Below are 18317 nucleotides of genomic sequence, written 5' to 3'. Positions count from 1 at the left end.
CTTCTTTTACTGCTGTACGGCGGGAGTCGGCACCGCCTCGATGTTGAATGCGGCGGCCATCAGCGCCTTGGTGTAATCGTCCTTTGGGGCGCGGAAGATCTCCGAGGAAGGCCCCTGCTCCACCACCTTGCCGAAACGCATGACGATGACGTCGTTGGCGAGCGCCTTCACCACCTTCAGGTCGTGACTGATGAAGAGGTAGGCGAGATCGTGCTTCTTCTGCAGGTCGCGCAGCAGGTCGACCACCTGGGCCTGCACGCTCATATCGAGCGCGGAGGTCGGCTCGTCGAGCATGACGAAGCGCGGCTTCAGCACCATGGCGCGGGCAATGGCGATGCGCTGGCGCTGGCCGCCGGAGAACTCGTGCGGATAGCGCCAGCGGGTCAGGGGATCGAGGCCCACCTCCTCCAGCGCCCAGCAGACACGCTGGTCGCGCTCTTCGGCGCTCAAGGCCCGCTCATGCACCTTCAGCCCTTCGGCGATAATATCGCCGACCGACATGCGCGGACTGAGCGAGCCGTAAGGATCCTGGAAGACGATCTGCAGCTGATTGCGCAGCGGCCGCATTTCACTGAACGAATAGCCGGCTATATCCTTGCCGACAAAGGCGATCCGTCCCTGCGAGGAAATCAGCCGGGTGAGCGCCAGGCCGAGCGTCGTCTTGCCGGAACCGGATTCGCCGACGACGCCGAGCGTCTGGCCGGCGCGCAGCGAAAGATCGATGCCGTCGACGGCCTTCACATGATCGACGACGCGGCGCATCAGCCCCGCCTTGATCGGGAACCAGACGCGAATGTCGGAACCTTCCATCACCACCGGCTTCGACGGATCGGCAAGCGGCGGCTCGCCGCGCGGTTCGGAGGCGAGAAGGTGACGGGTATAGTCGTGCTTGGGATTGGCGAAGACCTCCTCGACCGTTCCGGTTTCGACGATCCTGCCCTTGGTCATGACGCAGACGCGATCGGCGAATTTGCGCACGATGCCGAGATCATGGGTGATGAAGAGCAGCGACATGCCGTGCGCCGTCTTCAACTGCCTGAGAAGCTCGAGGATCTGCGCCTGCACGGTGACGTCGAGCGCGGTGGTCGGCTCATCGGCGATCAGCAGCTCCGGCCGGTTGGCGAGCGCCATGGCGATCATGACGCGCTGGCGCTGACCCCCTGACAGCTCATGCGGATAGGCTTTCAGCCGCTTCTCGGGCTCGCGGATGCCGACCTGGTTCAGCAATTCCAGCACGCGCTCACGCGCCGGCTGGCCAGTGAGACCCTGGTGCAGCGCCAGTATCTCGGCGATCTGCTTTTCGATCGTATGAAGCGGATTGAGCGAGGTCATCGGCTCCTGGAAGATCATGGTGATGTCGTTGCCACGTACCTCGCGCAACGCCCGCTCCGATGCCTTCAGAAGATCCTTGCCCTTGAACAGGATTTCGCCGGAGGGATGGCTTGCCGAGGGATAGGGCAGAAGCTGCAGGATCGAGTTGGCCGAGACCGACTTGCCTGAGCCGGATTCGCCGACGAGCGCGACGACCTCGCCCTTGGCGATATCGAAGGAAATGCGATCGACAGCGAGCGAGGTTTCGCCGCCCTGGTGAAAGGCAACCGAGAGATCGCGGACGGAAAGCAGCGGTTCTGTCATGTCACTCATTGAAACGTCTTCCTCGGATCGAAGGCGTCGCGCACCGCTTCGCCGATGAAGATCAGCAAGGACAGCATGATCGACATGGTGAAGAAGGCCGTCAGCCCCAGCCAGGGCGCCTGCAGATTGGTCTTGCCCTGGGCGATCATCTCGCCGAGGGAAGGGGAACCCGGCGGCATGCCGAAGCCGAGGAAATCGAGCGACGTCAGCGTGGTGATCGAGCCGGAGAGAATGAAGGGCAGGAAGGTGAGCGTCGCGACCATGGCGTTCGGCAGCAGGTGGCGCCACATGATGGTGCGGTTGTTGACCCCGAGCGCGCGGGCGGCGCGGACATATTCGAAATTGCGGGCGCGCAGGAATTCGGCGCGCACGACGCCGACGAAGCCGACCCAGGAAAACAGCAGCATGATGCCGAGCAGCACGAAGAAGCCAGGCGGCAGGATGGCGGCGATGATCAACAGGATGTAAAGCACCGGCATCGACGACCAGATCTCGATGAAACGCTGCAATAAGAGATCGGTCCAGCCGCCGAAATAGCCCTGCACCGCGCCTGCCGTCACGCCGATGATCGCCGAGCAGATGGTCAGCGCCAGGCCGAAGAGCACCGATATGCGGAAACCGTATATGACGCGCGCCAGCACGTCGCGGGCCTGGTCGTCGGTGCCGAGCCAGTTGAGATTGCCGAGTGTGCAGCCGGGATCGTTCACCCCTTGCGGATAACCGGAACAGCGCTCCTCCTTCGTCATCAGCCAGAAGGGGGCGGTCGGCGCCGAATGCGGAATGTTCGAATTGACCGAACGATAGGAATAACGGATCGGCGGCCAGATCATCCAGCCATTGGCGTTGATCTCGTCTGCGATAACCGAGGAGCGGTAGTCGGTTTCCGCCAGGAAGCCGCCGAACTTCTCCTCGGGATAATCGATCAGGACGGGAAACAGGATCTCGCCCTTGTAGGAGGCAACGATCGGCCGGTCGTTGGCGAGGAACTCGGCAAACAGGCTGAGCCCGAAGAGTAACAGGAACAGCCACAGGGACCAGTAACCGCGGCCGTTCGCCCGGAAGTTTTTCCAGCGGCGAATATTGGTCGGCGACAGCAGGCCCTTGCGCGGCGGCTTGACGGGGGTTGTGGTGGCGGGATTTGCGGCGGCGTCCATCAGACGTCCCTCCGCTCGAAATCGATGCGCGGATCGATCCAGGTATAGATCAGGTCGGAAATCAAGCTGACAAACAGACCGAGCAGCGAGAAAATGTAGAGCGTCGCGAAAACGATCGGGTAATCCCGGTTGACGACCGAGAGATAGCCGAGACGGCCGAGACCATCCAGCGAGAAGATGTTCTCGATCAGCAGCGAGCCGGTGAAGAAGGCGGAGATGAAGGCACCGGGAAAACCGGCGATGATGATCAGCATGGCGTTGCGGAAGACATGACCGTATAGCACCTGCCGCTCATTCAGGCCCTTAGCGCGGGCGGTGACGACATATTGCTTCTTGATCTCCTCGATGAAGGAATTCTTGGTGAGCAGCGTCGTGGTGGCGAAGGCGGCAAGCGAAAGCGAAATTAGCGGCAGGGTGAGGTGCCAGAAGTAGTCGAGCGGCTTCTGCCACCAGGCGAGCTGGTCGAAATTGTCGGAGACCAGGCCGCGCAGCGGAAACCAGTCGTAGAAGGAGCCGCCGGCGAAAAGCACGATCAGCAGGATGCCGAAGAGGAAGCTAGGCACGGCGTAACCGATAACGATGACGCCCGAGGTCCAGACGTCGAAGGTCGATCCGTCCTTGACCGCCTTGCGGATGCCGAGCGGGATGGAGATCGCATAGGAGAAAATCAGGATCCAGACGCCGAGCGAGATCGACACCGGCAGCTTCTCCTTGATGAGATCGAGCACGGAGGTGTTGCGGAAGAAGCTTTCGCCGAAATCGAAGCGGATATAGTTCCACATCATCTCGCCGAAGCGCGTCAGCGGCGGCTTGTCGAAGCCGAACTGTTTTTCGAGCTTGGCGATCAGTTCCGGATCGAGCCCCTGGGCGCCCCGATATCTGGAGCCTTCGTCCCCTCCTCCGTCACCCATCAGGTCGCCGCCGCCCGACAGGCGCTGATCGGCGCCATCGGCCTGACCGGTCAATTGAGCAATGACCTGCTCGACCGGACCGCCGGGGGCGAATTGAACGACGATAAAGGAGATCGCCATGATGCCGATGATGGTCGGGATCATCAAAAGCAGGCGGCGAATGACATAGGCGCCCATCAGCCTTCAGCCTCCGGAAGTCTTCTTATTGTCTGCCTGCCGTCCAGTCTAATGCCGCTCAATCCGCCAGCCTTCCCTTGCCGGCCCTGCCGGCTTGTCGTGATTCGCTCGTGCCATTTGGAGCCCAGAGCCCCAGCATTGCAAGCCCGCTCATTTTGCCGAGGCTGACCACCAGGCATCGGGGAAGCCAAGGCTGTAAGCCGGGAATTCGGCCGGATGGGTGATCGTGTTCCAATAGACGATGTTCTGGGTACCGCGGTAGAACAGCGGGATGACGTAGTGGTTTGCAAGCAGGACCCTGTCCATCGCCTTGATCGCCGCGACCTGTTCATCGCGGTTCGGCGCGAAGATGATCATGCGGATGAGTTCGTCGATCGCCGGATTGGCGATGCCGGCATAATTCTGGGTGCCTTGCTGGTTCACCGAGCCGGATCCCCAATAGTCGGCCTGCTCGTTGCCGGGATTCATCGACTGCGCCCAGACATTCCAGATCATATCATAGTCGAAGCTGCGTTCGCGGTTGACAGCTTGCGATGCATCAACTGTCCGCACGCGCGCATCTATGCCGATTTTCTTGAGATTGTTGGCATAAGGCACCGCCCAGCGCTCCAACATGGGGCTCGACAACAGTATCTCAAAGCTCATCGGCTGGCCGGTCTTGCTATTGACCATGCGATTGCTCTTGATCTCCCAGCCAGCGTCTTTCAGCAGTGCAATCGCCTTGCGAAGGTTGTCGCGGCTTTTCTGCGGGTCACCGCCGACGGGATTGGTGTAGGGTGCCGTGAAGACTTTGGGCGGAACCTTGTCCTTCATGCCCTGCAGTATTTCCAGTTCACGTCCCTGCGGCAGGCCCGAAGAGGCAAGCTCGGTGTTCCAAAAATAGCTATCGATGCGCTTGTAGCTGTTGAAGGCAACCGTGCGGTTCAGCTCCTCGAAATCGAAACCGTAGTTCAGCGCTTCGCGGACCCGCTCGTCCTTAAACAGATCACGCCGCATATTGGGCACGAGCGCCTGCATGATTCCGGTGGAGCGCAGCGGGTTTGCAACCTCTTCCTTCTTGACGCGTCCTTCCTTCACTGCAGGGAAATCATATCCCGTCGCCCAGCGGGCAGCTGTGGTTTCCTGCCAAAAGTCGCTATTGCCGGCGCGGAAGGCTTCGAATTCAACGTCCCGATCCCCGATATAGGTGTAGACGACGTTGCGGAAATTGTTCTGGCCGACATTCACATTGAGGTCCTTGCCCCAATAGTCGTCACGCAGTTCATAACGGATCGTCGCTCCGGGCGAGAAGGATGCAATTTTATAAGCCCCGGACCCCATCACCGGCTCGAGCGTCGTCTTTGAAATATCGCGGGGCTTGCCGTCCGGTCCCTGCCCCTCCCACCAATGTTTCGGTACGACCACCAACTGGCCGAGAATATTCGGAAGCTCGCGGTTGTTCTTCTCGTCGAAAGTGAAGGTGATGTCGCGATCGCCGGTTTTTTCGGCCTTTACCACGTGCCGATAGTAGTTCGCGGTGACCGGATTGAGCTCCTTTGTCTTATCCAGGCTGAAGATGACATCCTCGGGCGTAACCGGCCGCCCGTCCGCCCATTTCGCTTCTTTGCGCAGGCGAAAGGTCGCACTCGAAACATCGGCGGGGAAGGACAGTCCTTCGGCAAGCAAGCCATAGGACACAAGCAGCTCGTCATCGGCGGGCTTCATCAACGTGTCGAATACGAGCGTCAGGCCTACCGCCGTCTGGCCTTTGGCAAGTAGCGGATTAAAGGTGTCGAAGGCGCCGCTCGCGGAAAGGCGCAGATCTCCGCCCTTTGGGGCATTTGGATTGACGTAGTCGAAATGAGCAAAGCCCGGCTTGTATTTCATTTCGCTGATGACCGAGCTTCCGATCTGAAATGGCTGCTCTTCAGCCATTGCCGTCAAAGGCGTCAAAGCACCCGCAAGTGCCAGAAACAAACCGATCTTCGACAAGAAAGCCGCCATGCCCACTTCCCCTGAATATTGATGGATTCGACAATACGAGAAATAGGGGCGAAAAACAGGAGAGAGTTTGGTTTTTGCCGGGCTCGCGGAATTTTGAGCCAGCTTCTGTCAGCGGCCTCCTGCGCACCTTCGCCAAATCATCGATTCACCAAAATTGCTTTTCACAGTAGATTCGAGCGCAAATCACTTCGACATCGACTTAAGGGAACAGCATGGCTTTCGGCTTCGCGCAGGCTTTCAGGACACTCGGCAGACTGACGCTTGCCGGCGCAATCGGCGCGAGCCTTGCCGCCGGCGACGTCGGCGCGGAGCAGAGGCCCCCGAGCCCGGGCAGTGCCAAGGCGCGCTTCGCCGGCGTCAGCCTGCCGACGCAGGGGCCGGCGCAGCCGATCGGCTTCTACGCGAAGGGCTGCATGACCGGGGCAGTGGCGCTGCCGACCGACGGGCCGAGCTGGCAGGCGATGCGGCTTTCGCGCAATCGCCGCTGGGGCAACCCGGCGATGATCGCGCTCCTGGAACGGTTTTCGCAGGACGCGGTCAAATATGCCGGCTGGCCGGGCATCCTCGTCGGCGATATCGCCCAGCCGCGCGGCGGGCCGATGCTCAACGGCCATTCCTCGCACCAGATCGGCCTTGATGCCGATATCTGGTTCACTCCAATGCCGACACGCCGCATGACGCCTCAGGAGCGCGAGGACCTGCCCTTCACCAGCATGCTGCAGAAGGACAAGTTCCTCACCGTCAACCCGAAGGTATGGACGGAATCGCGCGCGCGGCTTCTGATGCTGGCCGCGAGCTATCCCGAAGTCGAGCGCATTTTCGTCAATCCCGCGATCAAGAAGAAGATGTGCGACACCTGGACCGGCGACCGCACCAATCTTGGTAAGCTCCGGCCGATATACGGCCATGATTCGCATTTCCACATCCGCATCAAATGCCCGCCCGGCGCTGCCGGATGCACGCCGCAAGCTCCTGTCGCCTCAGGAGACGGCTGCGACAAGTCGCTTGCCTATTGGTTCACGCCGGCGCCTTGGGCGCCCCCGAAGCCGCCCAAGCCCGGCGCCAAGCCGCCTAAGCCGCCGCGTGAGATGATGGTCTCCGACCTGCCCAAGGCCTGCGCCGCCGTGCTCGATGCCGCTTCCGTCGCTTCGATGCAGGCCGCCACCTATGGCGGACCCTCCGCCGCAAGCGCGTTCGTCGCCGCGCCAGCAGCCACGCCGGCCGACGACGACGAGGCGTTGCCGGATGTCGGCCCAGTCCCGAGCGACAAGCCTGCGATCCAGTGAGGGCTCGGCGCACTGTCTTTCAAATCGCAAATACTTGGTATAAAGCGATCAAATCGATTGAATTGTTGGGGCGGAGATTCACTTCATGGCCGGCAGCAAATGCCTTGCGCTGATCGCGCATGACCAGAAGAAGGACGACATGGCGGCTTTCGCCCGCGCGAACCAGGACCTTCTCTCGCGCTGGAAGATCGTCGCCACCGGCACCACCGGCGGTCGCGTGCTCGATGCCGCTCCCGATCTCGACGTCACCAGGTTGAAAAGCGGGCCGCTCGGCGGCGACCAGCAAATCGGCGCGCTTATCTCGACCGGCGAGGTCGACGCTCTGATTTTCTTCGTCGACCCGCTGACGCCAATGCCGCATGATGTCGACGTGAAGGCCCTGATGCGGCTGGCGATCGTCTACGACATTCCGATGGCGCTGAACCACGCGACCGCTATAAAGCTCCTTCCTACACTCGAAGCCTGATCAGCACGGAACCGGCCATGCCCAAATCCAATCACAGCACCGCTCCGCTTCCCTTCCCGATTCTGATCGGCGATATCGGCGGCACCAATGCCCGATTCTCCATCCTGACGGATGCCTATGCCGAACCGAAGCAGTTTCCGAACGTGCGCACGGCGGATTTCGCCACGATCGACGAAGCGATCCAAAAGGGCGTGCTCGACAAGACCGCGGTGCAGCCGCGTTCGGCGATCCTCGCCGTCGCCGGCCCGATCAACGACGACGAGATCCCGCTGACCAATTGCGACTGGGTGGTGCGGCCCAAGACGATGATCGAGGGCCTCGGCATCGAGGACGTGCTTGTCGTCAATGATTTCGAGGCGCAGGCGCTGGCGATTGCCGCCCTTTCGGATGAAAACCGCGAACGCATCGGCAACGCCAGCGGCGACATGATCGCCTCGCGCGTCGTGCTCGGACCCGGCACCGGCCTCGGCGTCGGCGGGCTCGTGCACACCCAGCACAGCTGGATTCCGGTTCCCGGCGAAGGCGGCCATGTCGATCTCGGGCCGCGCAGCAAGCGCGATTATGAGATCTTTCCGCATATCGAGACGATCGAAGGCCGCGTTTCGGCCGAACAGATTCTCTGCGGGCGCGGCCTCGTCAACCTCTACAACGCCATCTGCGTGGTCGACGGCCTCAAGCCGACGATGACGGATCCGGCCGACATCACCTCGCATGCGCTTGATGGCAGCGATAAGGCCGCCGTCGAGACTGTTTCGCTGTTTGCCACCTATCTCGGCCGCGTGGCGGGCGATATGGCGATGATATTCATGGCCCGCGGCGGTGTTTATCTCTCCGGCGGCATCTCGCAAAAGATCCTCCCGGCGCTGAAGAAACCGGAATTCCGGCAAGCCTTCGAGGACAAGGCGCCGCATAGCGCGCTGCTTCGCACCATCCCGACCTATGTGGTGACGCATCCGCTGGCGGCGCTCGCCGGGCTTTCCGCCTATGCGCGCATGCCGGCCAATTTCGGCGTCTCGACGGACGGCCGCCGCTGGCGGCGCTGAGCCCAGCGCGTCCCACCCGGATGCGCGCGCTCTAGTCAAACCAGTCCCAACTCTTTATAGAGCCGGCCAAAGTGCGCGCCACGTTCGTGACGCGCTCAGTCTCGGACAGGAAGCTTGATATTTGGAAGCCGTGGAAAGCAGAAAGCAGAGCGTCAGCAGCGATACCGTAACCGGCATCCTGAAGCGCATCATCGCTGAAAACGGCCGCGATCATCTCTGGGGCTATGTCTTCGCGATCGCCTGCCTCGTGGTGGTGGCGCTCTCGACGGCATTCACTGCCTGGATCATGCGGGCGATCATTGATGAAGCCTTCGCCAACCGACGCGCCGACGTCGTCTGGATCATCTGTCTTTCGATCTTCGTTGCCTTCGTGCTGCGCGGCTTTGCAAGCTACGGCCAGGCCGTGGCGCTTTCCAAGGTCGGCAACAATATCGTCGCCCGATATCAGCGCCGCCTCTATGCGCATCTGATGACGCTTTCTGTCGGTTTTTTCAGCGAGGCACGGTCGGCTCATATCGCCGCGCAGGTGAGCCAGAACGTCAGCGGCATCCGCGACGTGCTCAACCTGACGATCACCTCGACGGTGCGCGACCTCTTGACCTTCGTTTCGCTGATCGGCGTCATGGTCCTCCAGGACCCGCTGCTCAGCCTCGCCGTCTTCATCATGGCGCCGCCGCTGCTCTATGCGCTGCGTTATGTTTCCAAGCGGCTGCGCTCGGCAACCCGCGAGGCCGTGCATCTGAACAGCCACGTGCTGGGCGCCATGCAGGAAACGATCCAGGGCATCGCCATCGTGAAGGGCTTCACGATGGAAGAGGAATTGGAGAACAAGGTCAACAAGCTCATCACGGCCGCCGAGAACCGGGCGAACCGGATTGCCCGGCTTTCCGAGCGCACCTCGCCGCTGACGGAGAGCTTCGCGGGCTTCGCCGTTGCCAGCGTGCTTGCCTACGCCGCCTATCGCTCGATCTATTACAATGTCGCCCCGGGCGCCTTCTTCTCCTTCGTGACGGCGCTGCTGCTTGCCTATGATCCGGCGCGCCGCCTTGCCCGCCTGCAGGTGCAGATGGAGCGCGCCGTCGTCAATGCGCGGATGATCTACGAATTGCTCGACATGGAGCCGCGCCAGCGCGACCTGCCGGATGCCCGGCCGCTGACGGTGACGCAGGCGCGGATCGAATTCCGCAACGTTTCCTTCGGCTATGGCAATGAAAGCGTGCTGAACGGTGTCAGCTTCGTCGCCGAGGGCGGGGCGACAACGGCGCTCGTCGGCCCCTCTGGCGCGGGCAAATCCACCGTCATCAGCCTCATTCCTCGGTTCTACGATCCGCGCGAAGGTCAAATCCTGATCGACGGACAGGATATCGCCCATATCACGAAGAAGTCGCTGCGCCAGCAACTCGCTTATGTCTCGCAGCAGCCCTATCTGTTCGAAGGCACGATCCGCGACAATATCCGGTATGGCCGGCCGGAAGCGACCGATGCCGAGGTGGAGGAGGCCGCCCGGCTTGCCTATGCGCATGACTTCATCTCGGCCCAGCCGCAGGGTTACGACACGCCGGTCGGCGAAAACGGCGTGACGCTTTCGGGCGGCCAGCGCCAGCGGCTGTCTATCGCCCGCGCCTTGGTGCGCAACGCGCCGATCCTGCTGCTCGACGAGGCGACCTCCGCCCTCGATACCGAATCCGAAGCCGCCGTGCAGAAGGCGCTCGACGAGGCGATGACCGGACGCACCGTCGTCGTTATCGCCCATCGGCTTTCGACCGTGGTGCGTGCCGACAAGATCGTCGTGATGCAGCAGGGCCGGGTCGTCGAGGAAGGCAATCACGAGACGCTTGCGAAGGTCAGCGACGGTCTTTACGCTCGCCTCAACAATCTGCAGAGGCCCTCGGCCTCCGATTCAAACTGACTTGGTGAGACTGACATGAGCGATGCTGCGATGAAACTGGTGGTGGTTGGCGCGGCAGGGCGCATGGGGCAGACGCTGATCCGGCTCATTCACTCGATCGAGGGCGTAAAACTGCATGCCGCGGTCGAGCGCACCGGATCGCCCTTCGTCGGCAAGGATGCAGGCGAAATCGCCGGCCTCGGCCCGACCGACGTCATCATCGGCGATGATCCGCTCCAGGCCTTCCTGCATGCCGACGGCGTGCTCGACTTCACCTCGCCTGCCGCAACCGTGGAATTCTCCGGCCTCGCGGCGCAGGCTCGCATCGTCCATGTCATCGGCACGACCGGTTGCTCGGCAGACGACGACGCCAGGATCGCTGCGGCGGCCCGTCATGCCCGCATCGTCAAGTCGGGCAATATGAGCCTCGGCGTCAATCTGCTGAGCGTGCTGACCCGGCAGGCCGCGCGGGCGCTCGAGCCCTCCGACTGGGATATCGAGATCCTGGAAATGCACCACAAGCACAAGGTAGACGCGCCCTCTGGCACCGCCCTCCTCCTCGGCGAGGCCGCGGCCAAGGGGCGCAACATCGACCTCGCCTCGAAATCGGTCAGAGTGCGCGACGGCCATACCGGCGCCCGCGAGGCGGGCACGATCGGCTTCGCGACACTGCGCGGCGGCTCCGTCATCGGCGAACATTCCGTGCTTTTCGCCGGCGAAGGCGAAATCGTCACGCTGTCGCATAGTGCTGCCGACCGCTCGATCTTCGCGCGCGGCGCCATCAAGGCGGCACTCTGGGCCCGCGACAAGAAGCCGGGGCTCTATTCCATGCTCGACGTGCTCGGGCTTTCTTCCCAATAAGGATACTACGGAGGCATATTCATGAGCGGTACCCTCGTCCTCGTTCGCCACGGCCAGAGCGACTGGAACCTGAAGAATCTCTTCACCGGCTGGAAGGATCCCGACCTGACCGAGCTCGGCATTCAGGAAGCCAAGGCCGGGGGCGCCGCACTTGCCGAATACGGGATCAAATTCGACGTCGCCTATACCTCGGCTCTGGTGCGGGCGCAGCACACGCTGAAGCTTATCCTCGACAAGGTTGGCCAGCCTGATCTCGAGACCATCCGCGACCAGGCGCTGAACGAGCGCGACTACGGCGATCTCTCCGGCCTCAACAAGGATGATGCGCGCGCCAAATGGGGCGAGGAACAGGTGCATATCTGGCGCCGTTCCTACGACGTGCCGCCGCCCGGCGGCGAGAGCCTGCGCGACACCGGCGCCCGCGTCTGGCCTTACTACCTCACGGAAATCCTGCCGCGCGTGCTCCGCGGCGAAAAGGTGCTGGTTGCCGCACACGGCAATTCGCTGCGGTCGCTCGTCATGGTGCTCGACAAGCTGAGCAAGGAAGGCGTGCTTGCCCTCAACCTGGCGACCGGCGTCCCGATGGTCTACAAGCTGAAGGCGGATTCCACCGTCGGTTCCAAGGAGGTGCTGGGCGATATGTCCGGCGCGCACTGAAGCGGTTGCCTGTGCCGGCCGGAAGCGGCTGGCACTCATCATCTTTCAATTCTCAATGATGAACTGCACCCGGTCGGCCGCAAAGCGGCTGATCGAGTATTGCACCGGCACGCCGACGAGATCGGTGTTCATCGCCTTGGCGATCAGCAGGATCGCGCCGGGGGTGAGCTCCAGGTCGGCAAGGTCGGCTGTAGCAGCATGCGCTGCCGTTACCTCGGTCGTCGCCCGGACATAATCCGCCAGCCCGAGCTCGGCGAAAGCCTTGGTGATCGATTCGTGCTTGCGGTAGGCTTCGCCGATGCCGGCGAAACGTTCGGCGGGAAACCAGCTCGTCGCCTTTGACACCGGCCGCTTGTCGGCCTCGCGCAGCGTTTCCAGGCGGATCACCTGCGCTCCCGGCTTTAGGCCCAGCCAGCGGGCGATCTCGGCGCTCGCCTCCTCCTTTGCCTCCTCAAGCAGAAGACCGCGCATCTCGCGCGCCTGATCGCCGATGCCGGCCGTAAAACGGGTGCGCCGGGTGATCGGGAAGTTCAGTCGTTCCTTGCGCTCGATCAGCGTGCCGCGACCCTGCACCGCACGGACGATGCCTTCCTGTGCCAGCGCCGCCAGCGCACTGCGCACGGTATGCCGGTTGACGCCGAACTGCAGCGCCAGCCCGGTTTCCGGCGGCACCATGCCTGTTTCATCATAGGCACCGGCACTGATCGCCTCGCGTATCCGGTCGGCAATCTGACGCCAGAGCGCCACGCCGGTCTGCCTCTGCACCTGCTTCAATCCAGCCATTCCGCCCCTGCCACTTCCATGCCTATTGCCTTACAGCGCCCCTCGCGCCGCGAAAAGACGCGCCGCGAAAAGACGCGCCGCGCTGCAGGATGTCACACCCTTGTCACGACATCGATTTAAGTCTAGATGTATCTTGTATGGTTGTCTATATCAATAGACATTTGGGGAGAGCGGCGATGATATCAGCGGAGAAGAAAGACGCTGCCTCGCAGTCGGTATCGGGGCGCAAACGCGCCGCCGACCTGCTGGCGCGCGCGGAGCGGAGCGAACTCGAGGCCGTCTGGGATGCGCTGTCGGAAAAGCCTGCGGTACATCCGGTGCGCGGACCGGAGACTGGTTTGGTGATGGTGCGCGGCCGCATCGGCGGCGGCGGCACTCCCTTCAATCTCGGTGAGGTGACAATGACGCGGGCGACGGTCCGGCTCGGCTCGGGCGCTATCGGCCACGCGCAAGCGCTCGGCACCGATCGTGAGAAGGCCCGGCTTGCGGCGATCTTCGACGCGCTCTGGCAGAACGAAGCGACCAAGGATTTCGTCGAACAGGCGCTGCTTGCACCTATTGCCGCGCGAATCGCCGCTGCCGAGCGCCGCAAAGCGGACGAGACGGCAGCGACGCGGGTCGACTTCTTCACCATGGTACGGGGAGACAACTGATGGGCCTCACGACAGAAGCCTTGACCGGTGGCTTTGCCGACCCGGTTTTCCATGCCCAGAGCGTCTTCAAGATGCTGATGGACGGCATGGCGCGTCCCGGCACGATCCAGGCCGTTGAGCCCGATATCGCTCCGCCGGCGCCGTTCGGCATTGCCGCCGGAACCATCGCGCTGACGCTTTGTGACCATGACACGCCAGTCTGGCTTTCCCAGGGATTGGCGAAATCCGCCGTGCCGGAATGGCTCGGCTTCCACACCGGCGCGCCGCTGACCAGCGAAAAGGCCGAAGCGCAGTTCGCCTTCACGGAAACCGGCACCGCGCTTTCCTCCTTCGGCCTGTTTGCATCAGGCACGCAGGAATATCCCGACCGCTCGACGACCATTGTCATCGAGCTCGCAGAACTCGAAGGCGGGCGCAAACTGGCGCTGATCGGCCCCGGCATCCAGAGCGTGACGGAGATCGCGCCCGTGGGGCTGCCGGAAACCTTCCTGCGGCTCTGGACCGAGAACCGCGCGCTCTTTCCGCGCGGCATCGACATCGTGCTGACCTCGGGCAGAAGCTTCCTCTGCCTGCCGCGCACCACCAAGATCACAGCAACGGAGATCTGAGCTCATGTATGTTGCCGTGAAAGGTGGCGAGGCCGCCATTGCCAATGCTCACCGCTTGCTTGCCGATCGCCGCCGCGGAGACCGTTCGCTGCCGGCGATCGGCATCGACCAGATCGTGGCGCAGCTGGCGCTCGCTGTCGACCGGGTCATGGCCGAGGCCTCGCTTTTCGACCGCACGCTCGCCGCGCTCGCCGTCCGCCAATCGCGCGGCGACATGATCGAGGCGATCTTCCTGCTGCGCGCCTACCGCACGACGCTGCCGCGTTTCGGTCATTCCAGGCCGCTCGACACGGCTGCTATGATGATCGAACGCCGCGTCTCGGCGACCTACAAGGATCTGCCGGGCGGCCAGCTTCTCGGGCCGACCTTCGACTATACCCACCGCCTGCTCGATCCCTCGCTGCTTTCCGACGAGGAAATCGAGGAGCCCGCGCTGCGCCCAGCCGCAACCGGCCGCGTCATGCGCGTCTCCGAAATCCTCGGCGAGGAGGGCCTGATCGAGGCCGACGGCGACATGCCGGAAGATCACGAGATTGGCGACCTGACCCGCGAGCCGATGGAATTCCCGATGACACGCGACCTGCGTCTGCAGGCGCTTGCCCGCGGCGACGAAGGCTTCCTGCTGGCGCTCGGCTATTCCACCCAGCGCGGCTACGGCCGCAACCACCCGTTCACCGGTGAAATCCGCATCGGCGAGGTCGAGGTCGAATTCGACGTGCCGGAACTCGGTTTCGCCGTCTCGCTCGGCACGATCCAGATCACCGAGTGCCAGATGGTCAACCAGTTCAAGGGTTCAGCCAAGGCGCCGCCGCAGTTTACCCGCGGCTACGGCCTGGTGTTCGGCCAGAGCGAGCGCAAGGCGATGGCGATGGCGCTTGTTGATCGCGCGCTGCGCGCCGAAGAGTTCGGCGAGGATATCACCGCCCCGGCCCAGGACGAGGAATTCGTCATTTCGCATTCCGACAATGTCCAGGCGACGGGCTTCGTCGAGCACCTGAAGCTTCCGCATTATGTGGACTTCCAGGCCGAACTCGATCTCGTCCGCCGGATGCGCCGCGAATTCGAAGCCGCCCACAACGCTGGCGACGACATGAAGGAGGCCGCCGAATGAGTGATCTCGCCAGCTACAACTTCGCCTATCTCGACGAGCAGACCAAGCGGATGATCCGCCGCGCCATCCTGAAGGCGATCGCCATTCCCGGCTACCAGGTGCCCTTCGCCAGCAGAGAAATGCCGATGCCCTACGGCTGGGGCACCGGCGGCGTGCAAGTGACGGCCTCGATCATCGGCCCCGACGACGTGCTGAAGGTCATCGACCAGGGCGCCGACGATACGACCAACGCCGTCTCCATCCGCGCTTTCTTCCAGAAGGTCGCCAATGTCGCGGTGACGACGCGCACCAGCGAGGCGACGATCATCCAGACGCGCCACCGCATCCCCGAGCAAAAGCTCGGAGCCGGCCAGGTGCTCGTCTATCAGGTGCCGATCCCGGAACCGCTGCGCTTTCTCGAACCGCGCGAGACCGAGACACGCAAGATGCATGCGCTCGAGGAATACGGCCTCATGCATGTGAAACTCTATGAGGACATCGCCCGCAACGGCCGCATCGCCACGACCTATGCCTATCCGGTCAAGGTGCATGGCCGCTACGTCATGGACCCCTCGCCGACGCCGAAATTCGACAATCCGAAGATGCACAGGTCCGAAGCGCTGCAGCTTTTCGGTGCCGGCCGCGAAAAGCGCATCTATGCCGTGCCGCCTTATACCGACGTCGTCAGCCTGGATTTTGAAGACCATCCCTTCGAGATCCAGCGTTTCGGCACACCCTGCGCGCTCTGTGGCGCAGAGGAGGTCTACCTCGACGAGGTCATCCTCGACGACAAGGGCGGGCGCATGTTCGTCTGCTCCGATACCGACCATTGCGAAGACCGCCGCGCCCAGGGGCATGCCGGCGAAATGTTGGCCCGGGAGGCAGCCGAATGACCGACACGCCGCTTCTCAAAGTCAACGACCTCTCGAAATTCTATGGCAACCGGATCGGCTGCCGGAATGTATCCTTCGAGCTCTGGCCCGGCGAGGTTCTCGCTATTGTCGGCGAATCCGGCTCGGGCAAGACGACATTGCTCAACTGCATCTCCACCCGGCTGATGCCGACCACCGGCAGCGTCGAATACCACATGCGCGACGGCGGCTACCGCGACCTCTACCGCATGAACGAGGCCGAGCGTCGCTTCCTGATGCGCACCGACTGGGGCTTCGTGCACCAGAACCCCGCCGATGGCCTGCGCATGACCGTTTCTGCCGGCGCCAATGTCGGCGAACGGCTGATGGCGATCGGCGACCGGCACTATGGCAAGATTCGCGCCTCGGCGATCGACTGGCTCGAACGCGTCGAGATCGACGCCGACCGTATCGACGACCAGCCGCGCGCCTTTTCCGGCGGCATGCGCCAGCGCCTTCAGATCGCCCGCAACCTCGTCACCGGCCCGCGCCTCGTCTTCATGGACGAGCCGACCGGTGGTCTCGACGTTTCGGTACAGGCGCGCCTGCTCGATCTCGTGCGCGGCCTTGTCAACGACCTTGGCCTCTCCGCCATCATCGTCACCCACGATCTCGCCGTCGCCCGGCTTCTGTCGCATCGCATGATGGTGATGAAGGACGGCTATGTCATCGAACATGGGCTGACTGACCGCGTGCTCGACGATCCGAGAGAGCCTTACACCCAACTGCTCGTCTCCTCGATCCTGCAGGTCTGAGCCTTCGTTAGAATCAGGAAGAAGAAATCATGCCAACGCCCCTCGTCGTTTCCGAAGTCTCGAAGAGCTTCACCATGCACCTGCGCGACGGCATCAAACTGCCCGTCGTCTCCGACGTCGCCTTTTCGGTCGCAGCAGGCGAATGCGTCGTACTCGGCGGTCCCTCGGGGATCGGCAAGAGCTCGCTGCTCAAGATGATCTACGGTAATTATGCCGTCGACACCGGCCAGATTCTCATCCGCCACGACGGGCGTGTCGTCGATCTCGCCTCCGCCGATCCGCGCACCGTGCTCAACGTGCGGCGCGATACGCTCGGCTATGTCAGCCAATTCCTGCGCACGGTACCGCGTGTGGCGGCGATCGATGTGGTGGCCGAGCCGCTCGTCGCGCGCGGCGCGGACACCGTGGCCGCGCGGGAAAAGGCCGGCGTCCTGCTGGCCCGGCTCAACCTGCCAGAGGCGCTCTGGCAGCTTCCGCCTGCCACCTTCTCCGGCGGCGAGCAGCAACGTATCAACATCGCGCGCGGCTTCATTACCGACCATGCGATCCTGCTTCTCGACGAACCCACAGCCTCGCTCGATGCCAGGAATCGTGCAGTCGTCGTCGACATGATTGCGCAAAAGAAGCAGGCGGGTGTCGCCCTCCTCGGCATCTTCCACGACGAGGAAGTGCGCGAAGCCGTCGCCGACCGCATTCTCGACGTCCAGCAGTTCTCGTCGAGAAAGATTGCCGCATGAGCCGCAAGCTTGATATCGAGCCCTATATTCACGAAACGGCCGCCGTCAGCGACTCCACCTTCGGGCGCTATACGGAGGTCTCCGAACGCTGCCGCATCAGCGAGGCCGAGTTCGGCGACTATTCCTACATCATGCAGGACGGCTCCGTCTGGTGCGCGACGATCGGCAAATTCGTCAATATCGCCGCCGCCGTGCGCATCAACGCCACCAATCATCCGACCTGGCGCGCGACGCTGCACCATTTCACCTATCGGGCCGGCGACTACTGGCCGGACGCCGACATGGAAACGGACTTCTTCGCCTGGCGACGCTCAAACCGCGTGACGATCGGCAACGACGTCTGGATCGGTCATGGAGCGACAATCCTGCCCGGGGTCAGTGTCGGCAACGGGGCGGTGATCGGGGCCGGAGCCGTCGTTTCGAAGGATGTCCCGCCCTATACGATCGTCGGCGGCGTGCCGGCTAAATTGATCCGCGAGCGCTTTCCGAAAGAGATCGGCGAGCGCATGGACAGGCTTGCCTGGTGGGACTGGCAACATGACCGTCTGCGCCTGGCGCTGCAGGATTTCCGCAACCTGAGCGCGGAAGATTTTCTGTCGCACTACGAGGACTAGATGCTGTCGCCGCCGCGCCGGGATTTGTGACACGACTTACACAAATATGACACGCGAGGTTCACGAAGCGGGACTAATGCGATGCTGACCGAGGCCTGGGATGCG

General features: G+C 62.8%; 18 protein-coding genes. 13 read left to right on the top strand and 5 right to left on the bottom strand.

Annotated elements, in window-relative coordinates; genetic code table 11:
• Window positions 1-6: 6 nt before the first annotated feature.
• The 4 genes from J0663_RS09575 to J0663_RS09560 all read right to left on the bottom strand — a co-directional run bounded on the left by J0663_RS09575 (window position 7) and on the right by J0663_RS09560 (window position 5860).
• A complete protein-coding gene (locus J0663_RS09575) occupies window positions 7-1644 on the bottom strand; it encodes an ABC transporter ATP-binding protein (RefSeq protein ID WP_207244153.1) in 1638 nt (545 codons plus the stop codon).
• On the bottom strand, window positions 1641-2789 hold the full coding sequence (locus J0663_RS09570; RefSeq protein ID WP_207244152.1) for an ABC transporter permease: 1149 nt from the start codon (window positions 2787-2789) through the stop codon (window positions 1641-1643). The genes J0663_RS09575 and J0663_RS09570 overlap by 4 nt, the downstream gene beginning before the upstream one ends.
• Window positions 2789-3877: a microcin C ABC transporter permease YejB gene (locus tag J0663_RS09565; RefSeq protein ID WP_207244151.1), complete on the bottom strand. Its 1089-nt coding sequence runs from the start codon at window positions 3875-3877 to the stop codon at window positions 2789-2791. The genes J0663_RS09570 and J0663_RS09565 overlap by 1 nt, the downstream gene beginning before the upstream one ends.
• Before the next feature lie 150 nt (window positions 3878-4027).
• Entirely contained in the window at window positions 4028-5860 is a 1833-nt protein-coding gene (locus J0663_RS09560) for an extracellular solute-binding protein (protein WP_207244150.1), read from the bottom strand.
• Window positions 5861-6072: 212 nt separating this feature from the next.
• Here J0663_RS09560 and mepA point away from each other — a divergent pair, with 212 nt between their 5' ends.
• The 6 genes from mepA to J0663_RS09530 all read left to right on the top strand — a co-directional run bounded on the left by mepA (window position 6073) and on the right by J0663_RS09530 (window position 12061).
• A complete protein-coding gene (gene mepA, locus J0663_RS09555; RefSeq protein ID WP_207244149.1) occupies window positions 6073-7146 on the top strand; it encodes a penicillin-insensitive murein endopeptidase in 1074 nt (357 codons plus the stop codon).
• A gap of 85 nt (window positions 7147-7231) precedes the next feature.
• Window positions 7232-7612 carry a methylglyoxal synthase gene (locus tag J0663_RS09550; protein ID WP_064707596.1) on the top strand — a complete coding sequence of 127 codons (381 nt, stop codon included), beginning with the start codon at window positions 7232-7234 and terminating at the stop codon, window positions 7610-7612.
• Between the two features lie 17 nt (window positions 7613-7629).
• Window positions 7630-8655: a glucokinase gene (locus J0663_RS09545; RefSeq protein ID WP_207244148.1), complete on the top strand. Its 1026-nt coding sequence runs from the start codon at window positions 7630-7632 to the stop codon at window positions 8653-8655.
• 121 nt (window positions 8656-8776) lie between these two features.
• Entirely contained in the window at window positions 8777-10564 is a 1788-nt protein-coding gene (locus tag J0663_RS09540; protein WP_207244147.1) for an ABC transporter ATP-binding protein, read from the top strand.
• A gap of 15 nt (window positions 10565-10579) precedes the next feature.
• Window positions 10580-11404 carry a 4-hydroxy-tetrahydrodipicolinate reductase gene (gene dapB, locus J0663_RS09535; RefSeq protein WP_207244146.1) on the top strand — a complete coding sequence of 275 codons (825 nt, stop codon included), beginning with the start codon at window positions 10580-10582 and terminating at the stop codon, window positions 11402-11404.
• 21 nt (window positions 11405-11425) lie between these two features.
• Entirely contained in the window at window positions 11426-12061 is a 636-nt protein-coding gene (locus J0663_RS09530; protein ID WP_207244145.1) for a 2,3-bisphosphoglycerate-dependent phosphoglycerate mutase, read from the top strand.
• A 45-nt stretch (window positions 12062-12106) separates the two neighbouring features.
• Here J0663_RS09530 and phnF read toward each other — a convergent pair whose 3' ends face one another.
• Window positions 12107-12844 (bottom strand): phosphonate metabolism transcriptional regulator PhnF, encoded by a 738-nt coding sequence (gene phnF, locus J0663_RS09525; RefSeq protein WP_207244144.1) that lies wholly within the window; start codon window positions 12842-12844, stop codon window positions 12107-12109.
• Between the two features lie 176 nt (window positions 12845-13020).
• Between phnF and phnG the strand changes: the two genes are divergently transcribed.
• From phnG to J0663_RS09490, 7 genes are read left to right on the top strand one after another with little or no spacing between them, the layout of a single operon-like run.
• A complete protein-coding gene (gene phnG / locus J0663_RS09520) occupies window positions 13021-13497 on the top strand; it encodes a phosphonate C-P lyase system protein PhnG (RefSeq protein ID WP_207244143.1) in 477 nt (158 codons plus the stop codon).
• Window positions 13497-14105 (top strand): phosphonate C-P lyase system protein PhnH, encoded by a 609-nt coding sequence (gene phnH, locus J0663_RS09515; RefSeq protein WP_207244142.1) that lies wholly within the window; start codon window positions 13497-13499, stop codon window positions 14103-14105. Before phnG ends, phnH begins: the two co-directional genes overlap by 1 nt.
• Window positions 14106-14109: 4 nt before the next feature.
• The gene (locus tag J0663_RS09510) at window positions 14110-15216 is read left to right on the top strand and encodes a carbon-phosphorus lyase complex subunit (RefSeq protein ID WP_207244141.1); all 1107 of its coding nucleotides are present in this window, start codon (window positions 14110-14112) and stop codon (window positions 15214-15216) included.
• Window positions 15213-16088 (top strand): alpha-D-ribose 1-methylphosphonate 5-phosphate C-P-lyase PhnJ, encoded by an 876-nt coding sequence (locus J0663_RS09505; RefSeq protein ID WP_207244140.1) that lies wholly within the window; start codon window positions 15213-15215, stop codon window positions 16086-16088. The genes J0663_RS09510 and J0663_RS09505 overlap by 4 nt, the downstream gene beginning before the upstream one ends.
• Window positions 16085-16861: a phosphonate C-P lyase system protein PhnK gene (phnK, locus tag J0663_RS09500; RefSeq protein WP_207244139.1), complete on the top strand. Its 777-nt coding sequence runs from the start codon at window positions 16085-16087 to the stop codon at window positions 16859-16861. The genes J0663_RS09505 and phnK overlap by 4 nt, the downstream gene beginning before the upstream one ends.
• Window positions 16862-16890: 29 nt before the next feature.
• Complete coding sequence (gene phnL / locus J0663_RS09495; RefSeq protein WP_207244138.1) at window positions 16891-17598, top strand: phosphonate C-P lyase system protein PhnL; 708 nt, start codon at window positions 16891-16893, stop codon at window positions 17596-17598.
• Window positions 17595-18212, top strand: a complete 618-nt coding sequence (locus tag J0663_RS09490) for a DapH/DapD/GlmU-related protein (RefSeq protein ID WP_207244137.1) — start codon at window positions 17595-17597, stop codon at window positions 18210-18212. Before phnL ends, J0663_RS09490 begins: the two co-directional genes overlap by 4 nt.
• Window positions 18213-18317 lie beyond the last annotated feature (105 nt).

The organism is Rhizobium lentis (assembly GCF_017352135.1).
Classification (GTDB): Bacteria; Pseudomonadota; Alphaproteobacteria; order Rhizobiales; family Rhizobiaceae; genus Rhizobium; species Rhizobium lentis.
Note: the sequence above shows the minus strand (reverse complement) of the source record. Positions and strands in the feature narration are given on the sequence as shown.

Excerpts from the sequence above, each read along its gene's own strand:
- J0663_RS09575 (WP_207244153.1), bottom strand. The coding sequence starts at position 1,644 with ATGAGTGACATGACAGAACCGCTGCTTTCCGTCCGCGATCTCTCGGTT.
- J0663_RS09570 (WP_207244152.1), bottom strand. The coding sequence starts at position 2,789 with ATGGACGCCGCCGCAAATCCCGCCACCACAACCCCCGTCAAGCCGCCG.
- J0663_RS09565 (WP_207244151.1), bottom strand. The coding sequence starts at position 3,877 with ATGGGCGCCTATGTCATTCGCCGCCTGCTTTTGATGATCCCGACCATC.
- J0663_RS09560 (WP_207244150.1), bottom strand. The coding sequence starts at position 5,860 with ATGGCGGCTTTCTTGTCGAAGATCGGTTTGTTTCTGGCACTTGCGGGT.
- mepA (WP_207244149.1), top strand. The coding sequence starts at position 6,073 with ATGGCTTTCGGCTTCGCGCAGGCTTTCAGGACACTCGGCAGACTGACG.
- J0663_RS09550 (WP_064707596.1), top strand. The coding sequence starts at position 7,232 with ATGGCCGGCAGCAAATGCCTTGCGCTGATCGCGCATGACCAGAAGAAG.
- J0663_RS09545 (WP_207244148.1), top strand. The coding sequence starts at position 7,630 with ATGCCCAAATCCAATCACAGCACCGCTCCGCTTCCCTTCCCGATTCTG.
- dapB (WP_207244146.1), top strand. The coding sequence starts at position 10,580 with ATGAGCGATGCTGCGATGAAACTGGTGGTGGTTGGCGCGGCAGGGCGC.
- J0663_RS09530 (WP_207244145.1), top strand. The coding sequence starts at position 11,426 with ATGAGCGGTACCCTCGTCCTCGTTCGCCACGGCCAGAGCGACTGGAAC.
- phnF (WP_207244144.1), bottom strand. The coding sequence starts at position 12,844 with ATGGCTGGATTGAAGCAGGTGCAGAGGCAGACCGGCGTGGCGCTCTGG.
- phnG (WP_207244143.1), top strand. The coding sequence starts at position 13,021 with ATGATATCAGCGGAGAAGAAAGACGCTGCCTCGCAGTCGGTATCGGGG.
- phnH (WP_207244142.1), top strand. The coding sequence starts at position 13,497 with ATGGGCCTCACGACAGAAGCCTTGACCGGTGGCTTTGCCGACCCGGTT.
- J0663_RS09510 (WP_207244141.1), top strand. The coding sequence starts at position 14,110 with ATGTATGTTGCCGTGAAAGGTGGCGAGGCCGCCATTGCCAATGCTCAC.
- J0663_RS09505 (WP_207244140.1), top strand. The coding sequence starts at position 15,213 with ATGAGTGATCTCGCCAGCTACAACTTCGCCTATCTCGACGAGCAGACC.
- phnK (WP_207244139.1), top strand. The coding sequence starts at position 16,085 with ATGACCGACACGCCGCTTCTCAAAGTCAACGACCTCTCGAAATTCTAT.
- phnL (WP_207244138.1), top strand. The coding sequence starts at position 16,891 with ATGCCAACGCCCCTCGTCGTTTCCGAAGTCTCGAAGAGCTTCACCATG.
- J0663_RS09490 (WP_207244137.1), top strand. The coding sequence starts at position 17,595 with ATGAGCCGCAAGCTTGATATCGAGCCCTATATTCACGAAACGGCCGCC.